Origin of the sequence: Thermophilibacter mediterraneus, from assembly GCF_900119385.1 — a bacterium.
In the GTDB taxonomy this organism is placed as follows: domain Bacteria; phylum Actinomycetota; class Coriobacteriia; order Coriobacteriales; family Atopobiaceae; genus Thermophilibacter; species Thermophilibacter mediterraneus.
In genome coordinates, this window is record NZ_FPKO01000009.1 from 424,065 (window position 1) to 440,368 (window position 16,304).

A 16,304-nucleotide genomic window follows, 5' to 3' on the forward strand; every position below is an offset into this window, starting at 1 on the left:
CCCGCGGGAGACCGCCCCGTGTACCGCTCCTGGCGAGAAGGACTACTCCTCGACGAGCTCGAACATGTCGGGGCCGACGCCGCAGACCTCGCAGACGAAGTCCTCGGGCAGCTCGGGGGTGTCGACGGTGACCTCCCAGCCGCAGACGGTGCAGCGGAACGTGTACTTCTTCTCATCTGCCATGTGGTGCTCCTCTCACTGGTCCAACGATCCTGCCGAGAAATGCTATCACAACGGTGGCGTTTATCGCCCCGCGTTGCGCCGTACGAGTCAGCTCTGGCCGGGGACGAAGGAGGACGCCTTGGGCGGCGTCTTCCCCTTGAGGGTCCCGTGGTAGTACGCGTACGTCATCGGGGGCACGTCCGAGAGATTGCCCGCGTCCGCCACTTCGCCCACAAACGTGAGGTGCGTCCCGACGTCAACGGTTTGCACCACGTTGCACGCCACGTAGGAGCACACGTGCTCGGTGGGGTACGGGTCCCCCGTCGCGGCGCGCTCGCTTGGAATTCCGTCGAACTTGTCCTCGACGGCCGACGTCCTGAAACCGAATCGCCCCACGAACAGCATGTCAGCCGACTCGTCGACGACGGCAAGCGAGAAGTGCCCCGCGCGCTGAATCACGCCACAGGTATGGTTCTCCTTGTTCACGGTCACAGAGACCTGGAGGGGGCTCGCGGTCACCTGAAGCCCGGTGTTGACGAGACAGGCCCCGGGGCGCTCCCCGTCGTCTGCCGCCACCACGTAGAGTCCTGACGAGAACTTGAACAGTGCGGTCGCGTCCATGCCCTTCTCCTCTCCTGGGCCCGAGGCCCGGTCGCGGTCTATCGGCTCATCTCCTTGAGCGCGCGGGCGATCTCGCGGTCGGAGTCGCGTCTCGCCATATCGGCGCGCTTGTCATAGAGCTTCTTGCCGCGGGCCAGCCCGATGGCGAGCTTGACCCGGTTGTGCTCGTCGAAGTAGATCTCGAGCGGAACGAGCGCGAGGCCCTTCTGACGCAGCTTCGCGTCCAGGTAGTCTATCTGGTGGCGGTGCAGCAGCAGGCGCCTCTTGCGGTCCGGGTCCACGTTCCACACGCCCCCGTTGGAGTAGGGGTGGATGTGGACGCCGTGCAGCCACGCCTCGCGGCCGCGGATGAGGCAGAACGCGTCCGTGAGCTGGCAGGCACGCTCGCGCAGGCTCTTGACCTCGGTGCCCGTGAGCTCGATGCCCGCCTCGAAGGTCTCGTCGATGAAGTACTCGTGACGGGCGGAGCGGTTCTTCGCGATGGTGCGCCTGCCCGGCTTGTCCCGCCTGGACGCCGCAGTCTGGCGCAGCACCTTACTCTTTACCATCCGCAACCTCCTCGTCGCTCTGGTGGATGAGCTCGAGCAGCGCCCGCGCCGCGGGCTCGCCCACCAGGTCTCGGGCGCGCAGGGTGAGGCTGGTCGCCACGTCACGAGCGCCGACGGCGGCAGCGTCGCCCGCGCACATGAGCAGGCACACCGCAATCTCGGCGTTGGCGCCGTCGGGCAGCCCCTCCGCGGCGAGGAGCTCCTCCATCTGCGCGTCGTCCACGAGGTCGGGATCTCGCTCAGTGCCCGCAGCCTGCTCGAGCGCCGCGTCGAGCGTGGCGTCCGTGACCCCGAGCGCCCGCGCGGCACGCAGGGCCGCCGCGGCGACGCGGGGCTTGTCGGACGAGGCAAACCACCCGGAGAAGTTTACGAACGCGCGCGCGAGGTGGCGCGCGTCGCTTGCGCGCTCGAAGACGCTGTAAGTGAGCGCGAGGTACTCCTGGACGTCGCCCGACACCCGGAACAGGTCCGCCAGGTTGAGGCGATAGCCACAGTCCATGGGATTCCAGCGAACCGCCTGCTTGAGCGCCTCCATCGCCTCGTCGTAGTCCCCGTCGTGCACGCATGCGAGGGCGAGGTCGTTGTAGAGGCGGTCGAGCGGCTCGCCGACGTCGCGCAGCTCCCGAGGATCGCGCTCGACGCGGCGATACGCAAGCCGCTCGAAGATGGTCGGGAAGCTGAACCACTGGACGTCATCGGTGGTTGGGCAGTTTCTGTCGACGTACTCCTCGGCATCCTCGGCAAGGCGGGCGAGCAGCTCGCGCGCGAGCTCCGCCCGCCCCTGAAGCAGCAGGCCCTCGGCCCGTTCGAGCTCGTCCGTCAGTTCGGTGTGGTCCATCTGTCCTCCCGGCGGCCCCCGCCGCGTACATGATACCTAGACGTTCAGTGTTCCCATTATCGCGCAGCGCTAACGGGTGGACGAGGGGGCGCCCTGCGAACGGTCCGAGGGCGCGAGCGAGAAGTCGATCTGGCCGCGCGCCGGATTCGCCGACGCAACCTCGACGACCACCCGCCTTCCGAGTCGCCAGACCTCGCCGGTCTCCTCCCCCGTGAGCGTCATGCGCCCGTCGTCGAAGGTAAACCACTCGTCGCCGAGCGACCGCACGGGAACGAGGCCCTCGGCGCACGTCTCGTCGAGCGTGACGAACACGCCGTAGCCCGCGCACCCCGAGACTGTCCCCGATGCCCGCTGGCCGACGAGCCCCAGGTAGAGCTCCGCCATCTTAACCCTCTGCGACATCCTGCCCGCGGCGTCGGCGGCGCGCTCCCGCTCCGAGCACGTCCGGCAGAGCTGGGGAAGCGCCGCGGCCTGCCTGCGCATCTCGGGGCCGTCCGGGCGGCCGGCGAGCGCCGCCTTGAGCGCGCGGTGCACGAGCACGTCGGGGTAGCGCCTGATCGGAGAGGTGAAGTGGCAGTACGCGGTCGCCCCGAGCGCATAGTGGCCCTCGTTGAAGGGGAGGTAGACGGCGCGCCGCTGCGCGCGCAGCAAGAGGGCGCTTGCTGCCTGCGCCGCATCCGTCCCACGGGCGCGCTCAAGAACGCCCCTGATCGCAAACGGGCTTCCCGAGAGCAGCTCCGAGGTCGCCGCGCCGTCGAGCAGCCCGAGCTCGCGTAGCGGCTGCACGCACGAGCGCAGGTCCTCCTCGAGAGGAGGCTCGTGAACGCGAAACGCCGCCGGCGCCCCGGAGCGCTCCAGGAGCTGCGCGACGCACTCGTTTGCGAGCAGCATCGCCTCCTCGATGAGCCCGGTCGCCCTCGTCCGGCGGCGGACCGAGACCCCCGTCGGGCGTCCCTCCTCGTCAAGGCGGACCCTTGCCTCGACGCTCTCGAAGTCTATGGCGCCCCGTGAGCGCCGCTCGAGATCTCGAAGCCCGCGGATCTCGTCGAGCGTCTCGAGCATGAGGAAGACACGCTCGACGTCCCCGGGGGCGCAGGGAAGCTCCTCGGGGCGGCTCGCGCCCGAGAGCACGGCGTCGACCGCGTCGTAGTCGAGTCGGGCTGCGGACCGAATCGCCGACGGTGTGGCGCTGAAGCCCCTGACGCGACCGCGCTCGTCAAGACGCATGAGGACGCTCATCGCGAGGCGGTCCTCCCCGGGCACGAGGGAGCACACCTCGTTCGAGAGGCGCTCCGGAAGCATCGGGATGACGCGGTCGACGAGATAGGCGGAACACGTTCTTCTCTTCGCCTCGTTGTCGACGGGCGAGTCCGGGGAGACGTAGTGGGTGACGTCCGCGATGTGGACGTCGAGCTCGTAGCCGCCCCCCTCCAGGCGCCGCGCCCCCACCGCGTCGTCGAAGTCGCGCGCGTCGACCGGGTCGACGGTCACGCAGAGGCGCCCGCGGAGGTCGCGCCTCGACGCATCCGCGACGAGGGCCCGCTCGACGCCGAGCTCGATTGCCGCAGCCTGCTCGAGCACGGAGCGAGAAAAGTCGCCCGGAAGCCCAAACGTCGCGACGACAGACTCGACGTTGAGGTCGACCTCGTCGCGGGCGCCGACGCGCCGCTCTATCGTCACGACCGCCGAGCTTCGGCGCGTCGGGTACTCGCTGATGCGGGCGACGACCACGTCCCCCTCGCTCACGCCCAGCCGAGAGGGGCTCGAATCCTCGGGGACCACGAAGAAGTCCCTGCCCAGGCGGGCGTCGAGCGGCGTCACCGCACCGAGCGGCCCAGCCCAGGAGAAGCTTCCCAGAAACGTCTCGACGGAGCGCTCGATGACCGAGCGGACCACGGCGCGCGGCGCGCGCCCGCGCATCTCGACGAGCGCGACCTCGACCACGTCGCCGTTCATGGCCTCGCGCTGACCGTGCCGGACAAGCTCGAAGTCACCCTCGGCGGTCTCAACGCGCGCAACGCCGGGGAGCGAGACCACGAGCTCCCCCGTCAGCGTCCGCGCGCGCGTGCGCGCCCCGCCCGTCCTTCCTCGCCTGCGGCTGCCATGATGTGCCCTCTTGCGACCCATGTCACCCCATCCAATCGGTTTTCGGCTCCATCATACCCGGCGGAGCATGGTCGCCTCGCGCGCAAAAAAGCCCCCGGGCCGCGCGGGAGGCGATACGCCTCGTTCCGCGCGACCCGGGGGCGGTCGTCTTGGTCTGGCTCGCCTACACCTTGAGGTAGCGCCTCATGGCGATGGCGGAGCCGAACAGGCCGATCACCACGCCGACGCCGAGCAGCCCGGCATACGTGGCGTAGAGAGTCACCTGCGGAATCTCGAACGAGAGGAACGAGAGGCTCTCCTGCAGGCTCGGGAGCAGCGTGTGGACGCCGGCAACGAGCGCGATGATGGCGAGCAGCGCGCCGAGAATGGCCTCGATCGTGCCCTCCATGATGAAGGGCCCGCGAATGAACCCGTTGGACGCACCGACCAGCCTCATGATGCCGATCTCGCGGCGACGGGCCGTGATGGCAAGTCGAATCGTGTTGTTGATGAACACAAACGCGACGAAGGTCAGCAGCGCGACGAGGGCGACGGCAGCGACACGGATGTAGTCGGAGACGCTGAGGAGGCGCTCGACCGTGCCCTGGCCATACTGGACGTCACCGGACGGATTCTCCGGATCATCGCAGATCTCCGCGAAGAGGGGATCCTCCATGATGCGCTGCGCCGTGGCCTCAACCTGCTGGGGGTCGACCATCCTGATCACGAGGGACGCGGGCAGCGGGTTCTCACCGTCGAGCGCGGTCACGGCATCGGCGGCGTTGCGGTTCGACATGGAGGTGCGGAACTCCTCGAGCGCCTCGTCCTTGGTCTTATAGGTCACGGACTCGACGTTGTCCCAGCCCTCAACCTGCGCCTGGTATGCGTCGACCGCGTCCTGGTCCGCATCGTCGGAGAGGAAGGCCTGGATGGTCACCTGATCCTCGACGCCGCCGATCATGCTGTTGAGCACGGCGGAGCCCAGGACGAAGAGGCCGATGATAAACAGCGAGAGGAAGATGGTGACGACGGCGCCGAGCACGGTCGTCCAGTTGCGGCGGAAGTGGTGTCCGCACTCCCTCAGGGAGTATCCGATGTTAGAGGGCGCCATAGTAGCCGTAGCCTCCCCTCTCCTGGTCACGGACGACGTGTCCGGCCTCGAGCGCGATGACGCGCTTGCGCATGGAGTCCACCATCTCACGGTCGTGCGTCGCCATGACGACGGTGGTGCCGGCGCGGTTGATGCGATCGAGCAGCTTCATGATGCCAAGCGAGATGGCCGGGTCGAGGTTGCCCGTCGGCTCGTCGCAGACGAGCAGGGGCGGGCGGTTGACCATGGCGCGCGCCACGGAGACGCGCTGCTGCTCGCCACCGGAGAGCTGATCGGGGAAGTGCTTCATGCGCTCTCCCAGGCCCACCAGTCGGAGCACCTCGGGGACCTGGGCCTTGATGACGGAGCGGGGCTTGCCGATGCACTCGAGGGCAAACGCGACGTTCTCGTAGACCGTCTTGTCCGGGAGCAGCTTGAAGTCCTGGTACACGGTGCCGATCTGACGGCGCAGATACGGGACCTTGCGGTTGCGCATCTTGGTGAGGTCCTGGCCGGCGACGATCACCTGGCCCTTCGAGGCGCGCAGCTCGCGCGTGATCAGGCGCAGGAGGGACGACTTGCCGGATCCGGAGTGTCCGACGACAAAGACGAACTCACCGGGGTAGATGTCGAGGCTGACGTCGTCGAGTGCGGGCTTGTTTGGCTGGGCCGGGTAGATGAGTGTGACGTTTTTGAACGAGACGGTCGGGGTACCGGTGCGCGAGACCGCAGGCGCGTCGTCGCTCGCCAGGGGGGCGAAGACGCTCGTGAAGCCCGGCTGCTCGGTAGGATCCGCGGGCTCGCTGGCGGTCACCACATGAACCTCCTCGAGAGCCTCCATCACGGGCGCCGCTTCAGCGGGCGCCTGGGCGACCTCAGGCTCGTTGAGGGGGGCATCGGTGACGATGGCCTCGGGGGCCGGCGCCTGCGGAGCCACGTCGGCGATGACGTCAAGACGCTCGTCACCCTCCGACCCCTGTCGCTCAGTGCTGCGAAAATGACTGGCCACAGAAGCTCCTTTTCCTTTGCTCAGAACGGACAAATACGCGCTACAGTCTAGCAAAGCCCCAGCTCTCCTCATACGAAGGAGGGCTGGGGCCCATAAATTGCAGAAGCTCCCCACAGGAGCGGAGGGCTAGGCGCGAACGAAGTCCTCGACGACGCGCTCGATGCCCGCGGCATCGAGGCCGAAGTGAGAGAGAAGGACATCGCCGGGGGCAGAGGTGCCAAAGCCCGTCATACCCACGAAGCGCATGGGGGTGGGACACTTCTCGGCAAGGAGCTCGGCCACGGCGGAGCCCATGCCGCCGTAGATCATGTGCTCCTCGCACGTCACCACGCGCCCGGTCTTGGAGGCGCTCGCCACGATCGTCTCCTCGTCGAGCGGCTTCACGGAGTAAACGTCGATGACCTCCGCGGAGATGCCGCGCTCGGAGAGTCGCTCTGCCGCGAGAAGGGCGTGGGCAACCTCGACGCCGCACGCGCAGATCGTGACATCAGAGCCCTCGCGGAGCACGTTTGAGCCGCCGAGCCTGAAGGTCTCGGAGCCATCGTAGACCTCAGGCACCTTGTGGCGCCCCATGCGCACGTAGAACGGCCCGTGAGTCGTCGCCGCAATCCTAACCGCGGCGCGAGAGGCCTGGTAGTCGGCGGGAACGAGCACGCGCATGTTGGGGAGCACGCGCATGAGCGTGATGTCCTCGAGCATCTGGTGGGTGGCGCCGTCCTCGCCCACCGTCACGCCAGCGTGCGTCGGGCAGATCTTCACGTTGAGGCCCGCGTCGCAGACGGTGTTCCTGATCTGGTCGTAGCATCGCCCCGTGCCGAATACGGCGAAGGAGGCGGTGAAGGCGACGCGCCCCGTGAGGGAGAGGCCGGCAGCAACGCCGACCATGTCCTGCTCGGCGATGCCGGCGTCGAAGGCGCGATCGGGATAGGCCGCCGCCAGCTTGCCCGTGGTGGTCGAACCGGCCAGGTCGGCGTCGACGGCGACGACGTTCACGCCCTCGCCCACGAGCTCGACGAGCGTCTCGCCGAAGGCCTCGCGCGTAGCCCTGTTAGCCATTGATGTCCTCCTTCTCGAGCGCGGCGCGCGCGGCGTCCAGCTCGGCGATCGCGGCCGCAGCCTGCTCGGCGTCAGGCGCCACGCCGTGCCAGCCGCACGCATCCTCCATGAAGGAGACGCCCTTGCCCTTGATGGTCTCGCAGATGATGACGGAGGGCCTGCCGGACCCGAGCTCCCCCTTGGCCCAGCGCAGCGCCTCGATGAGGGCGGAGACGTCGTGGCCGCCCACGCGACGCACGTTCCAGCCGAACGAGGCGAACTTCGCGTCGATGTCGCCAAGGGAGCACACGTCGGTCACGTGGCCGTCAATCTGCAGGTTGTTGAGGTCGAGAATCGCGACGAGGTTGTCGAGGCGATGGTGGGAGGCAAACATCATCGCCTCCCAGTTGGACCCCTCCTGCATCTCCCCATCACCGAGGAGACAGTACACGCGGCGCTTCTCGGCCGCCTCGCGATCGTCGATCGAGAGGCCCAGGGCGACGCCCGCAGAAATCGAGAGCCCCTGGCCGAGCGAGCCGGAGCACACCTCGAGCCCGCTCATGGCATGGCAGTCGGGGTGTCCCTGGAGCCTGCTGCCAAGATGGCGAAGCGTCGCGAGCTCTTCGTCAGCGATCCAGCCGAGCTGGTGGAAGACGGCGTAGAGCGCCGGAGCCGCATGCCCCTTCGAGAGGAAGAAGCGGTCGGCGTCGTGATTGTCCGGGTCGCTGGGGTCGTAGCCCATCTCCCCGGAGAAGAACAGGGTGGCCAGGATGTCCGCAGCGGAGAGCGACCCGCCGGGGTGTCCCGACCCGGCCGCCTCGAGCATGCGGATCATATCGTGGCGCATGTCGTTTGCGGTCAGCTCGATTCTGTGGGCCAGGGCGGCCTCGGACGCCGCTATGGTGTTGCTCATGGGACTCCTTGTCTCGACGTTCATCGCACTTCTCCCCCACGCATGTCTCACGATACACGCACGGGACCCCCGTTCGCCATCTCACGGGGCGAATCTTCCTTTTTTACGCGTCGCCCTCAATTTGTCTGAAGCCCTCGCCAAAGACCTCGTGCACCTCGGAGATGATGACGATGGCATCTGGGTCGGCATCGGCCACGATCTGCTTGAGCCTCATGCTCTCGGCCCGGCTCAGGACGCACATGAGGACCGGTCGCGCGGCGCCGCTCCAGACCCCACGTGCCTGCAGCTCGGTGCAGCCGCGGTTGAGGGTATAGAGGATCTCGTTGGCTATCCGCTCGTGCTCCGCCGAGATGATGTACGCGGCGCGCGCCGACCGGGGCCCATCCACCACGGCATCGATGACCTTCCCGCAGATGAACATGGCGACCGCGGCGTAAAGGGCCTGCTCGACCGTGAAGACCGTCGCCGAGAAGGCGATGATGACGCCGTCGACGATGATCACCGCCGTGCCCACGGGCAGCGCGAACTTGCGAGCGACCAGCTGGGAGACAATGTCGGTTCCGCCCGTGTTGCCCCCCGTCCGGAAGACGAGACCGAGCCCGATGCCGGTCACGACGCCTCCCCAGAGCGCACACAGCAGGAGGTCCTTCTCGCCGCTGAGCACGGGAAGCACGGGTGCCAGAAGATCCGTCAGCAGGCCGCACGCAACGATGCCCCCAGCGGTGCGAGCGATGTAGCGCCTGTCGCCGGAGCGGATGACGAGCGCGAGCAGGGCCACGTTCATCACGATGGTCTGAAGGCCGACGGGGAGGTAGAAGCCCGCCGCGTCGGCCATCGCGTAGAAGACCGTCGCGAGGCCCGTCACCCCGCCCGCGGCAAGGCCGTTGGGAATCTCGAACGTGTCCACGCCGACGGCAAAGATGAGCGAGCCCACGACGATGAGCGCGGCGTCGTGGACGACGGTTCGCCAGAACGACCCGCTCACGAGGCCTCCTCGCCCACGACCCACCTGTGATAGCCGACCACGAACGCGTCGAGGTCGCCATCCTTGAGCACCGCGTCGACGTTGCTCGTCTCCACTCCCGTCCTCAGGTCCTTGACGAGCTGGTAGGGATAGAGCACGTAGCTTCTAATCTGATTGCCAAAGCCGATGTCGCGCTTCGGACCACGTAGCTCGTCGAGCTCCTCCGCGCGCCGCTCGAGCTCCATCTCATAGAGACGGCTCCTGAGGACGCCCATTGCGAACGCCTTGTTCTGAAGCTGGCTGCGCTCGTTCTGGCACGTGACGACGATACCGGTGGGCAGGTGGGTGATGCGCACGGCGGAGTCGGTGGTGTTCACTCCCTGCCCGCCGTGGCCGGAGGCGTGGTAGACGTCGATTCGCAGGTCGTTCGGGTCGATCTCCACCTCGATGTCGTCGGGGAGGACCGGAAGGACCTCAACGCCCGCAAAGGTCGTCTGTCGGCGCTTCTTCGCGTCGGTCGGAGAGATGCGCACGAGCCTGTGAACGCCCTGCTCGGCGCGCAGCATGCCGTACGCGTTGCGCCCGCTCACGGTGAACGTCGCGCGGTCGAGGCCGATCGCCTCGCCCGGCTCCGCGTCGTTGACCGTGACGCTCCAGCCGCGGCGGTCGCAGTAGCGCTGGTACATGCGAAAGAGCATCTCGCACCAGTCCTGCGCCTCGAGACCGCCCTGGCCGGGAGTCACCGTCACGATGGCGTCACCGTGGTCGAGCTCGTCGGTGAACCAGCTCGAGAGCTCGAGCTCCGAGAGGTCCGCCTCGAGCGAGCTCACGAGGGAGCCCGCCTCGGCAAGAAGGTCGTCGTCGCCCGTCTCCTGGCCGAGCTCGTAGGCGGCGCGCGCGTCCTCGAGCTTCGAGCGCGCGCCCTCCAGCCCGCTCACGTCATCGCGTGCCGCTGAGAGACACTCCATGGTCGACCGCGCCGCATCTGGGTCGGCCCAGAAGTCGGGGTCCGCGCTCCTCGCCTCAAGCTCTTGGATGACCCCGCGCTTCTCCTCGATGTGAAGGTACCCCTCGACCTCGGTCAGGCGGCTCTCCAGGGCATCGAAGCCCTGTGGCGTGACATCTGCCATCTACAGGTTCCTGCCGTGGCAGTTCTTGAACTTCTTGTTGCTGCCGCACGGGCAGGGATCGTTCCTGCCGACGTTCGCGTAGGGGTCGGGGTCCTCGGACTTTCGATAGGTGAGCGGCTTTCCGGCACCGGGGTTTGCGCCCCTCGCCTCCGTGGCGGCAGCCTGACCGCCCATCGCGATGCGAGCGCCGCGCGTGCCGTCCGTCTCCGCGGGACCCGAGTAGCGCGCGCCGCGAAGCTGGTCGGGGACCTCGTCCACCTGCTCGGACTGGACGACGGGCTTCACGACAACCTCGATGTGCAGGATCATGCGCAGGAAGTCCTCGTACATGGTCGAGACGAGCTCGGAGAACGCCGCGTACGCCTCGCTCTTGTACTCGACGAGAGGATCGCGCTGACCGAAGCCACGCAGCCCGATGCCCGTCTTCAGGTAGTCCATCTCCTGGAGGTACGACATCCACCTCGTGTCGATCACGCGTAGCATCACCTGGGCCGCGAGCGACTGCATGGCCTCGTCGCCCAGCTGACGGGACTTCTCCTCAAAGCACGTGCCGACGAAGTCGACCACGGTCTGGATGACGTCCTCGGGCTCGGGGTCCTCCTCCGCATCGACCGTCGGGATGTCCTTGCGACCCGTGAGCTCGCCAAGCCACAGAGAGAAGCCGCGGGAGTCCCACGCCTCGTCATGGTCCTGGGGGGCAAAGCCGAGGACCTCACGCTGGACCGTGTCGTGCGTGACCTCATCGATGTGGGCCATCAGGTCCTTGCCGTCGAGAATCTTGTTGCGCTCCTCGTAGATGACCTGGCGCTGGGTGTTCATGACGTTGTCGTAGTCGAGAACGTTCTTGCGCATGGCGAAGTTGACCTCCTCGACCTTGCGCTGGGCGCTCTCAACTGCCTTGGTGACCATCTTGGCCTGGATCGGCATGTCGTCGGGCATCTCGTACTTCTGCATCATCGCAGAGATGCGATCCATGCGGTCCCCGCCGAAAAGGCGCATGAGGTCGTCCTCGAGCGAGAGGTAGAACTGCGTCTCGCCCGGATCGCCCTGACGGCCGGAGCGGCCTCGAAGCTGGTTGTCGATGCGGCGGCTCTCGTGTCGCTCGGTGCCGATCACGCACAGACCGCCGGCCTTGAGGACCTCCTCCTTCTCCTCGGCGCACATCGCCTTCGCGCGGGCCAGAGCCTCGTCGAGCTGCTCCTTCGTGGCCTCCTCGGGGTCGATGCCGTCGGCGCGCAGATAGTCGTTCGCGATGAGCTCGGGGTTGCCTCCGAGCAGAATGTCGGTGCCTCGGCCAGCCATGTTGGTCGCGATGGTAACCGCGCCCTTCCGTCCTGCCTGAGCGACAATCTGAGCCTCCCGCTCGTGGTGCTTGGCGTTGAGGACGTTGTGCTTGATGCCACGCTTGTCCAGCAGGCGGGAAAGGCGCTCTGAGTTCTCGATGGAGACGGTGCCCACCAGGACGGGCTGGTTCTTCGCGTGGCGCTCCACCACGTCGTCGGCAACAGCCTTGAACTTGGCGTCGATCGTGCGATAGACGAGGTCGTCGTGATCGATGCGCGCAACGGGCTTGTTGGGCGGGATGACCTGGACGGGAATGTGGTAGACCTCGCGGAACTCGGCGTCCTCGGTCATGGCGGTGCCCGTCATGCCCGAGAGCTTGTCATACATGAGGAAGTAGTTCTGGAGCGTGATGGTCGCGAGGGTCTGGTTCTCCTCGCGGACGATCACGCCCTCCTTGGCCTCGATGGCCTGGTGGAGTCCCTCGGAGTAGCGCCTGCCCTCCATGATGCGACCCGTGAACTCGTCGACGATCTTGACCTCGCCGTCGATGACCACGTACTGCTGATCGCGATGGAACATGTACTCGGCCTTGAGCGCCTGCTGGAGGTGGTTTACAAGCTGACCGGAGACGTCGGCGTAGAGATCGTCAATCCCGAGGGAGCGCTCGACCTTCTCGAGGCCCTCGTCCGTCGTCGCGATGGTGTGCTTTGCCTCGTCCATCGTGAAGTCGACCTCAGGCGTGAGGCCGCGAACAGCACGGGCGAAGTCCTTGTAGGTGCTCGCAGACTTGCTGCCCGCACCAGAGATGATAAGCGGCGTGCGCGCCTCGTCGATCAGGATCGAGTCCGCCTCGTCGACGATGGCGTAGTGATGACCGCGCTGCACACGCATGCTCGCCCGGGTGACCATGTTGTCGCGCAGATAGTCGAAGCCGAACTCGGAGTTGGTGCCGTAGGTGACGTCCGCCTCGTAGGCGGGCTTCTTGAGCTGGGGGCGCATGCCGTTCTGAATCAGTCCGACGGACATCCCCAGGTAGCGATAGATCTGCCCCATCCACTCGCTGTCACGCTTGGCAAGATAGTCGTTGACGGTAACGATGTGGACGCCCTCGCCGGGGATGGCGTTAAGGTATCCCGCCAGCGTTGAGACCAGGGTCTTTCCCTCGCCCGTCTTCATCTCGGCAATCGTTCCGCGGTGAAGCGCGATGGCGCCGATAATCTGAACGTCGAAGTGGCGGAGCCCGATGGTGCGGCGAGAGGCCTCGCGCACAGCGGCAAACGCCTCAGGGAGAAGGTCGTCGAGCGACTCGCCGTTCGCATAGCGCTCGCGGAACGCCGCAGTGCACCCGCGGAGCTCCTCCTCGCTCATGGCGGTGAACTGAGGCTCTATCTCATTCACACGCGCCGTGATGCGCTCAAACTCCTTGAGGTCCTTGTCAGAACCCATCGAAAGCAGTTTGGAGAGAAAGTTAGGCATGTGACTCCCCTGTACGTCCATAGCGGCCCCAATGGCACACTCATGTCCACCACTTTACTCGTTGGTTCCAGGAGGGAAGCTTGGAGGCTGACCTCTCACCAAAAGCGCACTCTCGCACGACGTCGCACAGCGACTATCCCCTGTTCACCTCGCCCCGATCCTCCATGAGGTCGCGCAGCCTCTTCGAGGGCGCAACGCCGAGCGCCTGCCGCAGCCTTCGCTCGTAGCGCCGGTACTGACGCTCCGCCTCCACCGCGCGGCCACTCGCCTTGAGCGACCGCACAAGAACGATGAGCGCATCCTCCCTCAGGTCATCGGCGGCAACCGCGCTGAACGACATCCTCGTTGCCGTCTTCAGTCGACCAAGACGCAACGACGACTCCGCCCCCGACGTCATGGCGTCGGCGTAGAGCTCTCGCAGCTCGTCCCGAACGAGGGCGACATAGCCCGTCGCATCCATCGCCGGCTCGTAAAGGTCCCCAGCGTAGAGCTGCTCTACGCGACGTGCCATGCGAATCGCCTTCTCGTCGCTCTGGGCGTCCGACGCCTCTCGAGCGCACTCGCGAAACTCGTCGACGTCACAGCACACGAGCGACGTGTCCATGGAAATGGTCTTTGAGGCCCGGCCCACGACGAACGGGTCGAGGCTGTCATCAATCTCGGCAATGGCGGCACGAAGGGCGCTCGTCGCCTGATACGCCCTGTTAAACCCAGCAGCGTAGTCGCACCCGGGCCAGAGCTGGTCAACAACCTGATGTCTCTTCGCCGTCATCGCACGACACAGCGCTAGATAGGTCAGCATCGACTTGACGCCCCTCTGCTCGAGCTGCCCGTCAAGAATCCTCACACCGTTGACGGATATCGCAAACCCTCCCAGAAGCGAGATCCTAATCGGAGCACGGTGCGCCGAGGGCCCATCCCGCCAGCTGTCGTCGGACGGCACGCCACGGTCATGCGTCTCTTTCCCGGGCGCGCATCGCGTAAGGTTGGCACGCGCCACCTTGAGCGCCCTCCACCAGGTTACGGGCATGGCCTTTGAGAGAAGGGGCGAGAACTCGCCAATTCCCTCACAGAGCACCACCAACATCCACAGCGCTTCGTGTGGGGGCTCCTCGCACGCGTCGCCCTCTGGGGCGACGCCGTCCATGCTGGAGAGCATTGCACCGCACACAAAGCGCTCGACTACCGCGAGGTCGTCATTGGCCTCCTCGTTCCGCTCGGGGTCCGGCCCCTCTCCGAGGCAGAAGCGCGCGACTGTGCCAAGCAGCCGTACCGCGCGCGCAATGTAATCGAGCCCGGCCCTCGAAGCAATCGCGGAGGCGAGCAGAGACCTGACGTTTGCCCTCGCGAGTGCCCCTGCCCTGAGGTCGAGCACGCACCCCGCCGTCAAGGCGAGCACCTGGACAACAACGTCCCCGACTCTCTCGGCGCGCGACACCGAAGCTGCCACCCGGGCCTGCTTGATGTCGCCCGAGAGCACGCCCTCGAGCATCTCGGCACATTCAACATAGCCAACGAGCCCCTTTGCCCCAGAGGAGCAGAGCAGCCTCTTCGCCGCCTCATACGCGACCTCGTCCGAGGCCTCCCTATCACAGAGCAACAGCCTTGCGATCTCGCCGTCGATCCTCAGAATCGCCATCGAGACCGACGCGGAGCAGTCGCCGTCCTCGGGGTTCGCGACGAGAACCCGGGTTGCCGCCCGAAGCTTGCCGCGAAGCAGGAGGTCCGCCACCTCGCGATGCGCGAGCAGCCTCCGACCCAGCTCGCTCCATCGCTCTCCCGCATACGAGATCAGCGCCGGCTCACCGCGAAGCACGCCACCCGCGTCTATCAGTGCAAGAGCATCGCGTTCCAGCTCATCTGCAAGGGGACCGCGATACGAGATCATTGAAGCGAGCTCATCGCTGCTCGGCGCCTCGCCAAGCAGGGTCCGCGCCGCGCCGGAGAGGAGGCTCTCGTAGGGCGCCTCAGCTCGCTGGACGCCCAAGGCCCGCTCAACCAGGCGAGCGCCTCCGGCATCAACGACGCAGGGCCCCGACCTGAGCAGCTCCCTGAGGGCGTCCCCTCCGTTCGGCAGGGCGCAGACGCGAACAGCCCTGCCGTATTCCCCCCTATCGAGAAGGACTCTCACGCATCCAGCGACAACGTCGGGAAACATGATGCACGTATCCTCCAGCAGAGGGGCCCCGCATGAGAGCAGGTGATCGTCGGCATAGCCAATAGAGGAGAACGAGTCCTCCTGCACGTTGAAGGAAAAGAGGGGCACATCATCCCTAAGCTCACAAAGCAGATCGGCCGAGACGCGCCCGAGGGCGAGCTCGACGTCGCAACGCGACCCCCGTCCAAGCAGCAAAAGGCAGAGCCTCAGGCGCAGCTCCTCGTCGGAGAGGCTTCGACGGAACAGTCCCGACACAACACATCGAAGCGCCTCCTCATAGGCATAACCGAGTTCGGAATCCGAACCAAAGGACGCTGCGTCCTGCCTGAACGCGCGAACAAGCGTAGGAATGCCATGGGTCATCCCCCACGTATTGCACGAGAAGCCCGGCTGAGTCGTAGAGGCAACATTGGCGAAGAGCAAATCGCGAGAACTCAGAACACGACATTCAGGAAGAAGCTCAAGGAGCGCCCGTCCCTCGGGAGCAAGGGAGAAAACCGTCGGAATGCCCGCCTCCCACAAGCGCCTAAGGGAACGCGCCTGCCGGCGAACGAACGACTCGTCAGAAGGAGGAACGTCATCAAAGGCAACGACGGACTGGCGCTCCGCTCTTGCCGCAGACCGGGCCGCCCTAGCCATCGTGCGAGAAGCGGACTCCGCGTCCGACCACTCAAAACCGTGTCGTATGACGACGCGCCCCTTTGCAGCGGAGGCTGCGAGAACTTCAGTGATGAGATCACGCTGACCCATCTCAGGCTCAGCGCACAAAGCGACGAGCATCAGATTGGCTGAAGAGCCAAAGCGTGCCAGCTCAAGAGATGCGAGACTCGGCCCGAGCGTGTCGAGAAAGGTCTCATTTGAAGAATGATTGTTAATGCTATGCGTGCTGAGATCAATGCACCCTTTCATATACATAACCCCCAATCACTAAATCCAACACCAGACGCGCGCAAGAACTAAGTTAGCACGCGATAAGAGGTGTACTTAACCT

13 protein-coding genes are annotated in these 16,304 nt (G+C 66.2%); all 13 read right to left on the reverse strand.

Going from position 1 to position 16,304, the window contains the following annotated elements:
- Positions 1 to 42 precede the first annotated feature (42 nt).
- Positions 43 to 183, reverse strand: a complete 141-nt coding sequence (locus BQ7106_RS06800; protein ID WP_072373388.1) for a rubredoxin — start codon at positions 181 to 183, stop codon at positions 43 to 45.
- 87 nt (positions 184 to 270) lie between these two features.
- On the reverse strand, positions 271 to 783 hold the full coding sequence (locus BQ7106_RS06805) for a flavin reductase family protein (protein ID WP_072373391.1): 513 nt from the start codon (positions 781 to 783) through the stop codon (positions 271 to 273).
- Positions 784 to 821: 38 nt separating this feature from the next.
- Positions 822 to 1,331 carry an SsrA-binding protein SmpB gene (gene smpB / locus BQ7106_RS06810; RefSeq protein ID WP_072373394.1) on the reverse strand — a complete coding sequence of 170 codons (510 nt, stop codon included), beginning with the start codon at positions 1,329 to 1,331 and terminating at the stop codon, positions 822 to 824.
- Positions 1,318 to 2,169, reverse strand: a complete 852-nt coding sequence (locus BQ7106_RS06815) for a tetratricopeptide repeat protein (protein ID WP_072373397.1) — start codon at positions 2,167 to 2,169, stop codon at positions 1,318 to 1,320. Before BQ7106_RS06815 ends, smpB begins: the two co-directional genes overlap by 14 nt.
- 69 nt (positions 2,170 to 2,238) lie before the next feature.
- Positions 2,239 to 4,296: a ribonuclease R family protein gene (locus BQ7106_RS06820; protein WP_072373399.1), complete on the reverse strand. Its 2,058-nt coding sequence runs from the start codon at positions 4,294 to 4,296 to the stop codon at positions 2,239 to 2,241.
- A 142-nt stretch (positions 4,297 to 4,438) separates the two neighbouring features.
- Positions 4,439 to 5,365 carry a permease-like cell division protein FtsX gene (gene ftsX / locus BQ7106_RS06825; RefSeq protein ID WP_072373402.1) on the reverse strand — a complete coding sequence of 309 codons (927 nt, stop codon included), beginning with the start codon at positions 5,363 to 5,365 and terminating at the stop codon, positions 4,439 to 4,441.
- Entirely contained in the window at positions 5,352 to 6,353 is a 1,002-nt protein-coding gene (ftsE, locus tag BQ7106_RS06830; RefSeq protein WP_072373405.1) for a cell division ATP-binding protein FtsE, read from the reverse strand. The genes ftsX and ftsE overlap by 14 nt, the downstream gene beginning before the upstream one ends.
- A gap of 126 nt (positions 6,354 to 6,479) precedes the next feature.
- Positions 6,480 to 7,409 (reverse strand): transketolase family protein, encoded by a 930-nt coding sequence (locus BQ7106_RS06835; protein ID WP_072373409.1) that lies wholly within the window; start codon positions 7,407 to 7,409, stop codon positions 6,480 to 6,482.
- Positions 7,402 to 8,301, reverse strand: a complete 900-nt coding sequence (locus BQ7106_RS06840; protein WP_072375407.1) for a transketolase — start codon at positions 8,299 to 8,301, stop codon at positions 7,402 to 7,404. Before BQ7106_RS06840 ends, BQ7106_RS06835 begins: the two co-directional genes overlap by 8 nt.
- A 103-nt stretch (positions 8,302 to 8,404) precedes the next feature.
- A complete protein-coding gene (locus tag BQ7106_RS06845) occupies positions 8,405 to 9,286 on the reverse strand; it encodes a YitT family protein (protein ID WP_205407682.1) in 882 nt (293 codons plus the stop codon).
- Positions 9,283 to 10,395, reverse strand: a complete 1,113-nt coding sequence (prfB, locus tag BQ7106_RS06850) for a peptide chain release factor 2 (RefSeq protein WP_072373415.1) — start codon at positions 10,393 to 10,395, stop codon at positions 9,283 to 9,285. Before prfB ends, BQ7106_RS06845 begins: the two co-directional genes overlap by 4 nt.
- The gene (gene secA / locus BQ7106_RS06855) at positions 10,396 to 13,155 is read right to left on the reverse strand and encodes a preprotein translocase subunit SecA (protein WP_072373418.1); all 2,760 of its coding nucleotides are present in this window, start codon (positions 13,153 to 13,155) and stop codon (positions 10,396 to 10,398) included.
- 133 nt (positions 13,156 to 13,288) lie between these two features.
- Positions 13,289 to 15,676 (reverse strand): AfsR/SARP family transcriptional regulator, encoded by a 2,388-nt coding sequence (locus BQ7106_RS06860; protein ID WP_159431277.1) that lies wholly within the window; start codon positions 15,674 to 15,676, stop codon positions 13,289 to 13,291.
- Positions 15,677 to 16,304: the final 628 nt, after the last annotated feature.

What these genes read in the sequence shown, in the direction of transcription:
- BQ7106_RS06800 (WP_072373388.1), bottom strand. Translation starts at nt 183, where the DNA reads ATGGCAGATGAGAAGAAGTACACGTTCCGCTGCACCGTCTGCGGCTGG.
- BQ7106_RS06805 (WP_072373391.1), bottom strand. Translation starts at nt 783, where the DNA reads ATGGACGCGACCGCACTGTTCAAGTTCTCGTCAGGACTCTACGTGGTG.
- smpB (WP_072373394.1), bottom strand. Translation starts at nt 1,331, where the DNA reads ATGGTAAAGAGTAAGGTGCTGCGCCAGACTGCGGCGTCCAGGCGGGAC.
- BQ7106_RS06815 (WP_072373397.1), bottom strand. Translation starts at nt 2,169, where the DNA reads ATGGACCACACCGAACTGACGGACGAGCTCGAACGGGCCGAGGGCCTG.
- BQ7106_RS06820 (WP_072373399.1), bottom strand. Translation starts at nt 4,296, where the DNA reads ATGGGTCGCAAGAGGGCACATCATGGCAGCCGCAGGCGAGGAAGGACG.
- ftsX (WP_072373402.1), bottom strand. Translation starts at nt 5,365, where the DNA reads ATGGCGCCCTCTAACATCGGATACTCCCTGAGGGAGTGCGGACACCAC.
- BQ7106_RS06835 (WP_072373409.1), bottom strand. Translation starts at nt 7,409, where the DNA reads ATGGCTAACAGGGCTACGCGCGAGGCCTTCGGCGAGACGCTCGTCGAG.
- BQ7106_RS06840 (WP_072375407.1), bottom strand. Translation starts at nt 8,301, where the DNA reads ATGAGCAACACCATAGCGGCGTCCGAGGCCGCCCTGGCCCACAGAATC.
- prfB (WP_072373415.1), bottom strand. Translation starts at nt 10,395, where the DNA reads ATGGCAGATGTCACGCCACAGGGCTTCGATGCCCTGGAGAGCCGCCTG.
- secA (WP_072373418.1), bottom strand. Translation starts at nt 13,155, where the DNA reads ATGCCTAACTTTCTCTCCAAACTGCTTTCGATGGGTTCTGACAAGGAC.
- BQ7106_RS06860 (WP_159431277.1), bottom strand. Translation starts at nt 15,676, where the DNA reads ATGACCCATGGCATTCCTACGCTTGTTCGCGCGTTCAGGCAGGACGCA.